At 32.7% G+C, this 12,986-nt stretch carries 10 protein-coding genes; all 10 read left to right on the top strand.

What is annotated here, in order from left to right; translation table 11 throughout:
* The first annotated feature begins 188 nt into the window (after positions 1 to 188).
* The 10 genes from BUA21_RS04450 to BUA21_RS04405 all read left to right on the top strand — a co-directional run bounded on the left by BUA21_RS04450 (position 189) and on the right by BUA21_RS04405 (position 12,742).
* The gene (locus BUA21_RS04450) at positions 189 to 788 is read left to right on the top strand and encodes an ECF transporter S component (protein ID WP_200796513.1); all 600 of its coding nucleotides are present in this window, start codon (positions 189 to 191) and stop codon (positions 786 to 788) included.
* Positions 772 to 3,078 (top strand): hypothetical protein, encoded by a 2,307-nt coding sequence (locus BUA21_RS04445; protein WP_072743530.1) that lies wholly within the window; start codon positions 772 to 774, stop codon positions 3,076 to 3,078. Before BUA21_RS04450 ends, BUA21_RS04445 begins: the two co-directional genes overlap by 17 nt.
* Before the next feature lie 11 nt (positions 3,079 to 3,089).
* Positions 3,090 to 4,130: a prenyltransferase/squalene oxidase repeat-containing protein gene (locus tag BUA21_RS04440; RefSeq protein ID WP_143147129.1), complete on the top strand. Its 1,041-nt coding sequence runs from the start codon at positions 3,090 to 3,092 to the stop codon at positions 4,128 to 4,130.
* Between the two features lie 19 nt (positions 4,131 to 4,149).
* Positions 4,150 to 5,178, top strand: a complete 1,029-nt coding sequence (locus tag BUA21_RS04435; RefSeq protein ID WP_072743527.1) for a prenyltransferase/squalene oxidase repeat-containing protein — start codon at positions 4,150 to 4,152, stop codon at positions 5,176 to 5,178.
* A gap of 18 nt (positions 5,179 to 5,196) precedes the next feature.
* Positions 5,197 to 5,892 (top strand): DUF4430 domain-containing protein, encoded by a 696-nt coding sequence (locus tag BUA21_RS04430; RefSeq protein ID WP_072743525.1) that lies wholly within the window; start codon positions 5,197 to 5,199, stop codon positions 5,890 to 5,892.
* Positions 5,889 to 6,785 carry an energy-coupling factor transporter transmembrane component T gene (locus tag BUA21_RS04425; protein WP_072743523.1) on the top strand — a complete coding sequence of 299 codons (897 nt, stop codon included), beginning with the start codon at positions 5,889 to 5,891 and terminating at the stop codon, positions 6,783 to 6,785. Before BUA21_RS04430 ends, BUA21_RS04425 begins: the two co-directional genes overlap by 4 nt.
* The gene (locus tag BUA21_RS04420) at positions 6,758 to 8,428 is read left to right on the top strand and encodes an ABC transporter ATP-binding protein (RefSeq protein WP_072743521.1); all 1,671 of its coding nucleotides are present in this window, start codon (positions 6,758 to 6,760) and stop codon (positions 8,426 to 8,428) included. Before BUA21_RS04425 ends, BUA21_RS04420 begins: the two co-directional genes overlap by 28 nt.
* A complete protein-coding gene (locus tag BUA21_RS14885; RefSeq protein ID WP_072743520.1) occupies positions 8,410 to 9,138 on the top strand; it encodes an ECF transporter S component in 729 nt (242 codons plus the stop codon). Before BUA21_RS04420 ends, BUA21_RS14885 begins: the two co-directional genes overlap by 19 nt.
* 165 nt (positions 9,139 to 9,303) lie before the next feature.
* On the top strand, positions 9,304 to 11,808 hold the full coding sequence (locus BUA21_RS04410; RefSeq protein ID WP_072743518.1) for a sulfatase-like hydrolase/transferase: 2,505 nt from the start codon (positions 9,304 to 9,306) through the stop codon (positions 11,806 to 11,808).
* Between the two features lie 130 nt (positions 11,809 to 11,938).
* Complete coding sequence (locus BUA21_RS04405) at positions 11,939 to 12,742, top strand: transposase (protein ID WP_072743517.1); 804 nt, start codon at positions 11,939 to 11,941, stop codon at positions 12,740 to 12,742.
* Positions 12,743 to 12,986 lie beyond the last annotated feature (244 nt).

The following is a 12,986-nucleotide window of genomic DNA, read 5'->3' as shown; positions in this document are numbered from 1 at the left end:
TAAGCCTTTTTGATTGATTCTATATTAACTATAAAAAGGGTGAAAATAAGGATATGAAATATTCCAAAAGCATATTAATTGATGTATTTATAATTATTGTACTCATTCCAGCTACAATTTTTGTAGGGTTTTATATATTCAACGATAGGAAATATTATTTCATAAGCCTATTGATCCTATTTTATACCATGATTCCGCTTATTATTAAGTTTGAAAAAAGAAAACCACAAGCTAGAGAGCTTATGGTAATCTCAGTTTTATCGGCAATAGGTGTAGCAGGTAGAAGTGCTACATTTATGATAAGACCATTTGCTCCAATAGATGCAATTACAATAATTTCAGGTATAACACTTGGTCCGGAAGAAGGTTTCTTAATTGGAGCCATGATTATGTTTGTATCTAATTTTTTCTTTGGACAAGGTCCATGGACACCTTGGCAAATGTTTGCTTTAGGAACAATTGGGTTTTTGTCTGGTGTATTTCATCAAAAAGGGATTATTAAGGAAAACAAAAAGTCACTTTGCATATTTGGAGGATTAGCCACATTTTTTGTCTATGGTGGAATAATGAATCCTGCTGCTCTTATTATGTGGCAATCCTATGTTACATTGGAATTAATAATTGCCTATTATATATCAGGAATTACTTATGATTTAGTTCACGCTAGTGGTACAGTTTTGTTCTTATACTTAATCTCCCAACCAATGATAGAAAAGATAGATCGTGTAAAGTATAAATATGGATTGTTTCAACCTATAAAGGAGGCTATAAATGAAGAGAAAAACTAATGCAATGCAGCATTGTATACTTTTATTAGCTATTATAATAGCATTTAGTAGTCTAACATCCAGTTTTGCAATAGGTGTATCAGAGGAAGAATACATATCAGAGCTAAAACAGCTTAGAGATAATATATATCATCGCTATAAAACAAGTGCTAACAGTCAATGGGAATGGGCAAATATTGGATTCTACGAAGGAATGAACAATGGAATAAAGGGTGGATATAGAAAGACAATAGAGGATTTACCAGAAGGTTTAGACTTCTATGGGACAATTGGAGGATTAGATAGCAGATCCATAGCAGGGATGGGGGGAACTGTAGCAGGTACAGTAATTGCACTTACTGCAATGGGAATAGATGCTAGTAATCTTAAACCTTTTGAAATAGATGATAAGCCTTTTAGAACAAGAGATGGAAAAGATGCAACTAATTTAGTGAAATTTATATATGATTCTAATCCAGGAGGAATCAACTTTTGTACATGGGGATTAATTGCCTTAGACATGGGGAATTATTCAACTCCTTCTGATGCTAATTCAACAAGGGAAAAATTATTAGAAAAGATATTAAATCACGAATATGGTTCAGATGGATTTGCAGTAGATATGGTAGCAATGCTTATGCAGTCCATATACCCATATCGAAATGACCCTATATATGGAGAAAGAGTTAAAGACAAATTAGAACATGGGTTGGATTTGTTTCAGGGACACAAAACAGCAAACAAGGTAGAGCCAATGGGTGAAGATTTTATCTTCAATTCATGGGGGGCCCCTAATAGCGAATCTACAGCTCATGTAATAATTGCTCTGTGTAATATGGGAATAGACCCCTTTACAGACTATAGATTTTCTAGAGGTACTAATGACAATATGATATTCAATTGGGTCAACAGGTTTACTACAAACAATCATGATGGTTTTGGTCATACAGATAATAGGTATAATGGCATAGGAACTGAGCAAGGGATGTATGCACTTCAATGCTATATAAACTTCATAGAAAATGGAGGCAAAAAGCCTTATTCTCTGTGGTATGATGGAGTGCCTTTTAATTTTGGAAAGAGTGATACTGCCGAAGAACCAATTATATCCTTTGAATTACTAGGTCAAAAAGGTGAAATAAGCCATAAAACCAACACTATAACCATAATCATGGAAAATCCTGTTTCAATACAAAAGCTAAAGAATGTAAAGCCTAAAATAGAGTTGGGAAGTGATTACACACTTAATGAAAATATGGAAGGAACAATGGATTTTACAAAAGATGAGGTTATATACACTATAAAGCATAAAGATGGGACAACCATAGACTATACAATCAATATTGTAAATGGGAGTAGTTGGTTTAATAAATTCATGCTAAGGGGAGTTGAAGGAAAAATAGACAAACTAAAAAATGAAGTAAAAATAGTATTACCTTTTGGAGTATATACAGACAACATCAAACCCAATATAGCTGTAATACAATCTATAGATAAAAATGTAAAAGTACAACCAGATATTAATCTTCCAATAGATTTTTCTAAAAAGGAAGGTACAAAGTTCATATTAAGCTCAGAAGAAGGAAATAGAAAAGTCGAATACACTATATTAACAGACTACACTGAAGCAGAGGGGTATAGCAAAATAAAGGAATTTAGCATTGGAGAGCATAAGGCAAAAATTGATGGACACTCTATAGTTTTTACACTTCCAAAAGGAGTTTCAAAAGAAGAATTTATTGAAGAAAATAAAAACAAAACCCCAGTAATTAAGGGAAAATATTATGAATCCATAGACCCTAATCCAAATCATACAGGAAATCTCAAAAATTCTTTAGATGATTATTTAAAAGACTATGTATTAGTAGATGAAGATGGAAAAGTGAACCTATATAATGTAAAGTTTGTTGAAGATAAATCTTCCAGCAACCTTCCATCAAAAGATCCAGAAGAAGATAAAAAACCTAACAAAGAAAAGCAATTAAACATTGAATCTTTTAAAATAGGTACACAAGAAGGTCAGATAGATAATATTAATGGAAGAATATTTATTGAACTCCCATATGAACTTGATTTAACCAATGTAACACCTATTATAACTATATCTAGAGGTTATATTTGTCCTGCTTCAGGTAGATCAATAAACCTAAATAGACCTGTTATATTTATATTGAGGGATGGAGATGAAATAAAAAAATACAATCTAATAGTTATAATATCAGAACCCAAACCTGCGACAAAACTTTGGCAATATATAGAACAATACTCTGATCTAGAAGATTATCAAGTAATAATAGGCGGTGAAGATTGATGGGAAAGCATATGAAATTCAATAAAATAATTTCTTATACTTTAATTTTAGCACTAATATTAACTTTAACAGGATGTAAATCCAAGCAAGCAACAGGAAATAATATAGAACAACGAGTTGAAACATCTATTCAAGAGACTACACAATTCTTAGAAAAAGAAATGAATGATGCAATAGATTTGGCACCAGAAGGTTATTGGATAATAATGACCTTAGCCCGCTCAGGAGAAAATGTAGATCAAAAGATATTTGAAGACTACTATACTAATTTAGTCAAAGTATTAAATGAAAATAATGGAGTTCTACACGAAAGAAAATATACAGTATACTCTAGGACGATTTTAGCTTTAACAGCAATGGGCAAAGATCCCACTGATGTTGGCGGATACAATCTATTAGAGGCAATGGCAGATTATGAAAAAGTAATATTTCAAGGAATAAATGGTCCCACATTTGCTCTTATAGCTCTAGATTCAAATAACTATGAAATTCCAAATAACCCAAATGCAAATATCCAAGGAACACGTGAAATGTATATTGACCACATATTAGAGCATCAATTAAATGATGGGGGATTTGAGTTTTCAGCTAGAAGTCCAGAAGATAGTGCAGATCCAGATATGACAGCAATGATACTTCAAGCATTATCTAAATATCAAGATATACCTAAAGTAAAAGAAGCAACTGAAAAAGCTTTAAATTGCTTATCTAATATGCAGTTAGACAATGGTGGATATCACAGTTGGGGCAGCGAAAACTCTGAATCTGTAGTACAAGTAATAATGGCACTTACTGAATTAGGAATAGATCCTGAGGATGAAAGATTTGTAAAGGAAGGGAATACCTTAATAGAAAACCTCCTAACGTTTTATGTAGAAGGCGGGGGTTTTATGCATGTACGTGAAGGTGAAGAAAACAATGGTGGAGGAATGGCAGGAAAGTTAGATCCTATAGCAACAGAGCAAGGATATTATGGACTTGTTGCCTATAGACGTTTCAAAAATAATCAAAATAGTTTTTACGATATGACAGATGCCAATAATGAAAAATAAAAGGTAAAGGAAGGGAAAAATGAATTATAAATTGAAACGAGTATTATCAATTATTTTGACATTAATTATTGCTTGTGGACTTGCAGCATGTACTACAACTTCGTCAACTACAGAAGATGGAATAGAAGAAAAAATTAAAGAAACAGCAGATTTTATGATTGAGTCAATACCCAATCCCACAGTTTCCTCTTTAGGTGGAGAATGGACGGTAATGTCTTTAGCAAGGTCTGATTTAGATATAGATAAGGAATACTTTGAGAATTATTATAATAATGTAATAAATACTGTTAAAGAAAATAAAGGGGTATTACATGAGAGAAAGTATACAGAATATTCTAGAGTTATTCTTGCATTAACAGCTATTGGCAAAGATCCAACGGATGTAGCTGGATATAATTTGCTTGAATACCTAGCGGATTATGAAAAAGTAATATTTCAAGGGATAAATGGTCCTACTTTTGCTCTTATAGCCTTAGATTCAAATAGTTATGAAATCCCTATAAATCCAAAAGTAAACATTCAAGCTACTAGGGAAATGTATATTGATTATATTTTAGAAAGACAATTACCTGACGGAGGGTTTTCTATAATGGGAGATGATACTCCTGCAGACCCAGATATGACTGGAATGGTATTACAGGCATTATCTAAATATCAAGACATACCAAAAGTAAAAGAAGCAACTGACAAAGCCTTAACTTGTCTTTCTAATATTCAGCTAGATACTGGTGGATACAGTAGCTGGGGCAGTGAAAACTCTGAATCTGTAGTACAAGTGATAATGGCACTTACAGAGTTGGGGATTGACCCAGAGGATGAAAGATTTGTAAAAGGAGACAATACATTAATTGATAATCTGTTGACTTACTATGCAGATGGAGGAGGATTTATGCATATAAAAGAAGGACAACAGGGAAATGGTGGAGCAGAAGCAGGTGTAGTAGATCCTATGGCAACAGATCAAGGAATGTATGGTTTGGTAGCATATAAAAGATATAAGGATGGTAAAAATAGTTTTTATAATATGTTTGATGTAAAAAGAGATTAAAGATATAAGGTGGTAAAAATGAAAAGTAAAAAAATTAAAATAGCCATAATAATAGCAGCTATATTAATTATTTCTTTCTTTCTAAGTGGAAGAGATGAAATAGTGCCTTTAAGTCCAGAACAAATTGAAAACACAGAAGCTGAAAGTGATAAATCAATTGAAAAAGATAAGATTATAGCTCGAGATAACCAAAACAAAGACAAAAAAGATAAATATCTAACTGACCCTGTTCCAGAAGGAAAGCCAAGTCCTGTAGAATGGCAAGATGCAAATATTAACAAAGACAAGGAATTAACAGCAACGTTATCAGTAACTTGTAAATCCATATTAAACAACATGGACTTATTTAATATGGACAAGATTGAAGTACTGCCAGAAGATGGTGTGATTTATCCCAAACAAACAGTAACATTTTATGAAGGTGAATCGGTATTTGATGTATTGTTAAGGGAAATGAAAGATAACAATATACACATGGAATTTGAAATGACACCTATTTATAATAGTCATTATATTGAAGGAATAAATAATTTATATGAATTTGACTGTGGGGAATTGAGTGGTTGGATGTATAGGGTTAATGGCTGGTTCCCCAATTATGGCTGCAGTAGATATATGTTAAAAGATGGAGATGAAATCGAATGGATCTATACTTGTGATTTAGGACGTGATATAGGTGGCGGGTCAGCCATATTTGGAGGGGAAGAACAATGAAATATGATAGTTTTGCTAGTTTACATCCTATAGTTAATTTTACTTATTTTACAGCTGTGTTAGTATTTAGCATGTTCTTTATGCATCCTGTATTTCAATTGATATCCTTAATATCTGCTATTTCTTATTCAATTATTATAAAGGGGGCTAAAGAAGGGATAAAGTTTAATTTTGCTCATATGTTACCAATGCTAATATTTATGTCAATACTTAATCCTCTATTTAATCACGAAGGGGCTACTATATTGTTTTATTTTAAAAATGGAAATCCTGTAACACTAGAGTCTATAATTTACGGTATAGCTGCAGCAACCATGTTTATAACCGTTATAATCTGGTTTTCATCATACAATTCCGTTATGACATCAGACAAAGTGATTTATTTATTTGGGAGGATTATTCCATCATTATCTTTAGTATTTTCTATGGTACTTAGATTTGTCCCAAGATATGTAGAACAAATAAAGGTGATTTCAAATGCTCAAAAGTGTATTGGAAGAGATGCATCACAAGGCAATATATTTAGAAGGGCAAAAAATGGAATTAAAATACTATCCATAATGATTACATGGGCATTAGAGAATGCCATTGAAACTGCTGACTCCATGAGGTCAAGAGGTTATGGATTGCCTGGCAGAACTAGTTTTTCACTTTTTCGATTTGATAATAGGGACAAAGTAGTTTTTTCGACTATAGTCATATTAATTTCAATAATATTATTAGGTGCATTTAAAGGTGTAAACACAATAAAATTTTTCCCATCAATAAAAATCACTGAAATAACAGGTTTTAGTATATTAGTGTATATATCCTATTTTGTATTATGTATAATACCAGTTATTATCAATGTTCAGGAGGCAATTCAATGGAGATATATAGAATCAAGGATTTAAGTTTTACGTATCCATTAATGAAAACAAAAGCATTAAACAATATAAACCTTACAATAAATACTGGAGAATTCATCACTATATGTGGGAAATCAGGCTCAGGAAAGAGTACTTTAATTAGACAACTGAAAACCATACTTACCCCTCATGGAGCAAAGGAAGGAGAAATTTATTTTTTTGGACAACCCTTAGAAGAAGTAGAACATTCTACTCAAGTTTCTAAAATTGGATATGTACTTCAAAATCCAGACAATCAAATAGTAACTGATAAAGTATGGCATGAATTAGCCTTTGGTCTTGAAAGTTTAGGGTATGACAATCCTACAATCAGGCTTAGAGTAGCAGAAATGGCAAGTTTTTTTGGTGTTCATAGTTGGTTTCATAAGAAGGTAACTGAACTTTCAGGAGGGCAAAAACAAATCTTAAATTTAGCTGGGATAATGGCAATGCAGCCTTCTGTTTTAATATTAGATGAACCCACTTCTCAATTGGACCCCATTGCAGCTTCTGATTTTATAGAAACGATAAAAAAGATTAATAGGGAATTAGGTACAACTATTATAATGACGGAACATAGACTAGAGGAAATAATTCCAATATCAGATAGGATTATTGTCATGGATGAAGGGTGTATTATTAGTGAAGGTACTCCCGAACACATTGGTAAAGATTTAAAAAACAAGAACCATCCTATGTTCAAAGCAATGACATCAGCTATGCAAATTTATGCAGGAGTAAAAAACAAATTATCTTACCCTATAACTGTGAATGAGGGTAGAAATTGGATTGATTCATTTATGGAGGGAAAAGAAGTTAAAGTCAATCCTCCAATGATTAAAACGAGAGAAAAAGATAGAAATGTATCAATAATGCTAAAAGATGTGTGGTTTAAATACGACAAAAATTCACCTGATGTTATTAAAGATATGTCCTTAGAAGTGAAAGAAGGAGAATTTTATTGTATGGTAGGAGGGAATGGAACAGGGAAAAGCACTACGCTATCAATTATTAGCGGAATACAAATTCCATATAGGGGTAAGGTCTTTATAAATGGTAAAAATCTAAAAAAGATGAGTACTAAGGAAAAATACACCAACAACTTAGGGGTATTACCCCAAAATCCTCAAAGTTTGTTTGTGAAGAAAACTGTAGAACTAGATTTGCTTGAAATGTTATCAGATATGAAAATTACTAAAGAAGAAAAATCCAAGAAAGTTAAAGAAATAGCTAAACTTACGGAACTAGAGGATTTAATGGATATGCATCCCTATGATTTAAGTGGTGGAGAACAACAAAGGGCAGCTCTTGCGAAGGTATTGCTATTAGAACCTAAAATACTATTATTAGATGAACCAACTAAGGGCTTAGACAATTTCTTTAAAGAGAAGTTAGCAGATATTCTTAAATCTTTAACATATAAAGGAGTTACTGTTGTAATGGTATCTCATGATATAGAGTTTTGTGCTAAACATGGAGATACTTGTGCTATGGTTTTTGATGGAAGTATAATAAGCTCTAAACCTACAAAGGAATTTTTTGCTGGTAATAGCTTTTATACTACATCTGCAAATCGTATTGCTCGTCATATCAATCCAAAGGCAGTAACCATAGAGGATGTGATTGAATTATGTCAACAAAACAGTTAAAGGACAATTCTTTAAGTCGTAGAACTTTAGTTTCAGCCATAATTATTTTAATAGCTATACCACTGACTATTTTTTTTGGAGTATTTTTTTTAGATGATAGAAAATATTATTTTATCAGTCTTTTAATAATCATTTATACTATGATTCCATTTGCTATGATATTTGAAAAGCGAAAACCACAGGCCAGAGAATTAGTTCTTATTGCTGTATTAACTGCTATTGCAGTAGCAGGCAGAGGAGCATTTTTTATGCTACCTCAGTTTAAGCCTGTTGTGGCTATTGTCATTATTACTGGAGTATCATTAGGACCAGAATCAGGGTTTTTAGTAGGAGCATTAACAGGCTTTGTATCCAACTTTTTCTTTGGACAAGGGCCTTGGACACCATGGCAAATGTTTTGTTTTGGCATAATTGGATTTTTAGCAGGTATATTATTTCAAAAGGGAATCTTAAAAAAGACTAGATTATCCTTATGTGTTTATGGAGGGTTGTCAACGTTTTTTATATATGGAGGAATTATTGATATTGGCAGCCTTCTAATGTTCACATCAAAATTTTCATGGAAAGCACTATTAGCAACTTATATTTCAGGATTTTGGTTCAATATAGTCCATGCAATTGCCACAGTATTCTTCTTATACATATTATCCCAACCTATGCTTGAAAAGCTCGATAGAATCAAAATAAAGTACGGACTAATGCAACAGTAGAAACAAATTAAGGATTGTTCTTGAATTGACATTTTTTTTGTTGTAATATAGAAGATGTGAGAACGATTATCAATGCGACAGCAGGGACGGTTCTCGCTGTCGCAAAATCGCCGCCAGGGGGACATGAAATGTCCCTGCGGCAGCGCAACTAATGGAGGTTAAAAAATGGTTTTAACTATATTGTTTATTTTAAAAATAATCTTATTCATAAAAATGACTGGAATACAGTATAATCAAGCCATAATATTTACAGTAAGTGCTCTTTTCGCACTTTTTGCTTTTACACTTATATATTTTAGTAGAAATAAGAAAAAGCAATCAATAGCTTTTTCCTTCTACAATATCATGTCGGCTATTATGTTTGCTGATGCAGTGTATTATCATTATTTCAACAACTTGCCCTCTCTCATAATGCTGAAACAACTTGGTTCAGTAGCTCAAGTAGGGGATAGTGTGAGGGCTGTTATAAATCCACTACATTTACTGTTCTTGGTTGATATACCATTTTTATGTGTATATTCAAGCAAGAAAAAGAAGAAAATCAAAAAAAGTGCAAAAGTGTATGAAAAAAAGATTAGAATTGGCGTTCCTTCCCTATTGGCTTTGACATTAGCCATAGTCATAACTGTTTTAAGCGTTGGGGGATATGGAACGGTACTTGGAAGACAAGAACTTTTCACTTATCATGCTAAGGATTTTGTCAGTTTATTTAAAAGTGAAGATGCCAAAGGAGAAGGGGAATTTACAGAAGAAGATTTAGCCCATTTAAGAAAAAGGGCCATGGTTGATAATGGAAAATTAACTGGTATAGGAAAGGGTAAAAATCTCCTAGTTATTCAAGTAGAAGGATTACAGAACTTTGTTATCAATGAATATTATGATGGACAAGAAGTCACACCAAATTTGAATTCCTTTATAAAAGATAATAGCAGTATTTATTTCGATAGATATTATCAACTTCTAGGTAGAGGAAACACATCCGATGCAGAATTCGTGTCAAACAATTCTTTGTATCCATCTATGGAAGATCCTACCTATACTCAATATCAAGACATTACTTTTTGCGGACTTCCTTGGATACTTAGGGACAATGGGTATACTTCTTGGGTCCTTCATGGATACAAGCCTGAATTTTGGAATAGAAGTGCGGCCTATCCAAATCAAGGGTTTGAAAGATTCATAAGCGAAGAGAATTACAATGTAGGAGAGGTTATAGCTCTAGGATTAAATGATAAAGACTTTTTCAAACAATCCCTGCCTTATTTAAAGGAAATGGAAAAGCCATTTCATGCATTCATGATTACATTATCTAGCCATACGCCATTTACTATGCCTGAAAAATATCATGTAATAAAATTAAGACCAGAACACAAAGACACCATGTTTGGCAATTATCTTCAAGCCATACATTATACAGACGAAGCCATAGGAGAGTTCATAGAAGATTTAAAAAAAGAAGGACTATATGATGATACAGTTATAGCAATATATGGAGATCATTTTGCATTATCCAGTATGGATGAGGCAAATGAAAAAATAATGACAGATTATCTAGGATATCAATATGACTATGATTCCATGATGAATATACCTCTTATCATTCATGTACCTGGAGAAGAGATAAACGAAACTGTATCAAAGGTCAGCTGTCAATTAGACTTTCTTCCAACAATACTGAATATCATGGGAGTTAAAAATGAAAAGGGAGTTATGTTCGGAAAAGACATATTGAATACAGAAGATAGCTTTGTAGCACAACAGACTTATATGCTCAAAGGTTCCTTTATAGATAATGAAAAGGTATTTGTCATGTCTAGAGATGGAGTGTACAAGCACAGTCGTGCCTATTACCTAGACACAAGAGAACCAGTAGATTTGGAAAAATGCAAAGAAAACTACAATAGAGCCATAGAAGAAATAAATAAATCCAACTATGTTTTGCGACAAGGGGGACGGTTCTCTCTGTCGCATTTATCGGGAAAGGATTCTACCAAATTAGTAGCTCATGCAGGAGGGAAAATTAGAGGTCTTACCTATACAAATTCAAGAGAATCCCTAGATAAAAGCTATAAGAAAGGGCTTAGGCTTCTAGAAGTAGACTTTATTTGGACTACGGACAACAAATTGGTTTGTCTCCACAGTTGGGATGGATTTGTAAACAAATTTTTCAATGTTCCTGTAAAACAATATTCTTATGATGAATTTGCCAATTTCAAAATGATTCATGGATGGCAACAACTGACACCAGATATTTTGGCAGAGTGGATGGAAAAACATCCCGATGCTTATATAGTCACTGATATAAAGGGAGATAATGTAGAGGGGCTTCGAATATTAAAAGAAGAATATCCACATATTCAAGATAGAATTATTCCTCAAATATATCATATGGAGGAATATGAACCTATTGCCAATATGGGATATAAAAACATAATATATACACTATATCTATCTAGCAAAGTTTCAGATGAAGAAATATTAGAATTTGCGAGAGAAAATGAACTATTTGCTATAACGATGCCAGAAAAGAGAGCAGAAGGGACTCTTCCAAATCTCTTAAAAAAGGAAGGAATTCTTACTTATACTCATACTATAAATGACAAAAAAACTAAAAAGAAACTTGAACAAAATGGAGTATATGGCTTTTACACAGACGAATTGCGACAGTAGGGGACGGCAGGTTGCGACAGCGGGGACGGTTCTCGCTGTCGCAATTTTTACATAAATGGTATTTTCTTAGTGAAACTTAGGGGAAAATTGGATATAATAAATATATATTTATCAGGGAGTGTGAATTGTCATGCCTAGATTGCCACGAGTCATGGCCAACACAGGAATATATCATGTCATGCTAAGAGGTGTCAATAGAATGAATATATTCCTAAATCATGATGACAAAGCGAAATTTCTAGAGATATTGGGGAACATGAATTCAGAAGGGGAATATACATTATATGGTTACTGCATAATGGACAACCATGTGCATTTGCTAATAAAAGAAGAAAGAGATCCAATATCCAGAACCATGAAAAGAATATGTATTAGCTATTCATACTATTTTAACAAAAAGTATGAAAGGGTAGGACATTTGTTTCAAGATAGATTTAGAAGCGAAAGGATTGAATCCGAAGATTATCTATTGGCCTGTATAAGATACATACACAACAATCCAATAAAAGCTCTTATTGTAGAAGAACCATCAGATTATGAATGGAGCAGCTACAACGCCTATATTGGCAAACTTAACAATGAAGACGAAATCATATCAACGGAATTCATACTAAATATTTTTTCAGAAAACAAGTCTAGGGCCATAAAAGAATTTCAAAAATTTTCTGCGCTAGACTGTGAAAAAGTTTTTATGGATTTAGAAGATGCAGAAGAAAAGGAAGAAGATGTAGAAAAGTTTCAAGTAGAAAAAATTGAACAAATACTTAAAAGCTACAAATTAACACTAGAAGACTTGCCTGAATTAAAGGATAAGAAAATTCGAACTAGAATAATAAGAGAAATAGATGCTAATGTCAATTTATCAACAAGACAAATGTCAAATATTATAGGAATAAGTAAAGATACAATAGCTAGAGCACTGAGAGACAGCTAAAATGCGACAGTAGGGGACAGCAGTCTCACTGTCGCACAGTATTGGATGGTATGTTAAAAAAATAAATAAGAAAACCTTAAATATGATATAATAATATAAATAAAATACAAATGGTGAGTTGGGGGGGAAAATCAAATGACAGATAGAGATTTGCTAGAAAGCATATTAGTTGAATTACAATCTAACAGTGCAGAATTGAAATCACTTAGGGAAGAAGTAAAGTCCAACAGTGCAGAGACAAAAT

The sequence above is a fragment of the Sporanaerobacter acetigenes DSM 13106 genome (assembly GCF_900130025.1).
Classification (GTDB): Bacteria; Bacillota; Clostridia; order Tissierellales; family Sporanaerobacteraceae; genus Sporanaerobacter; species Sporanaerobacter acetigenes.
Note: the sequence above shows the minus strand (reverse complement) of the source record. Positions and strands in the feature narration are given on the sequence as shown.

Excerpts from the sequence above, each read along its gene's own strand:
- BUA21_RS04420 (WP_072743521.1), top strand. The coding sequence starts at position 6,758 with ATGGAGATATATAGAATCAAGGATTTAAGTTTTACGTATCCATTAATG.
- BUA21_RS04430 (WP_072743525.1), top strand. The coding sequence starts at position 5,197 with ATGAAAAGTAAAAAAATTAAAATAGCCATAATAATAGCAGCTATATTA.
- BUA21_RS04425 (WP_072743523.1), top strand. The coding sequence starts at position 5,889 with ATGAAATATGATAGTTTTGCTAGTTTACATCCTATAGTTAATTTTACT.
- BUA21_RS04440 (WP_143147129.1), top strand. The coding sequence starts at position 3,090 with ATGAAATTCAATAAAATAATTTCTTATACTTTAATTTTAGCACTAATA.
- BUA21_RS04450 (WP_200796513.1), top strand. The coding sequence starts at position 189 with ATGATTCCGCTTATTATTAAGTTTGAAAAAAGAAAACCACAAGCTAGA.
- BUA21_RS04435 (WP_072743527.1), top strand. The coding sequence starts at position 4,150 with ATGAATTATAAATTGAAACGAGTATTATCAATTATTTTGACATTAATT.
- BUA21_RS04445 (WP_072743530.1), top strand. The coding sequence starts at position 772 with ATGAAGAGAAAAACTAATGCAATGCAGCATTGTATACTTTTATTAGCT.
- BUA21_RS04410 (WP_072743518.1), top strand. The coding sequence starts at position 9,304 with ATGGTTTTAACTATATTGTTTATTTTAAAAATAATCTTATTCATAAAA.
- BUA21_RS04405 (WP_072743517.1), top strand. The coding sequence starts at position 11,939 with ATGCCTAGATTGCCACGAGTCATGGCCAACACAGGAATATATCATGTC.
- BUA21_RS14885 (WP_072743520.1), top strand. The coding sequence starts at position 8,410 with ATGTCAACAAAACAGTTAAAGGACAATTCTTTAAGTCGTAGAACTTTA.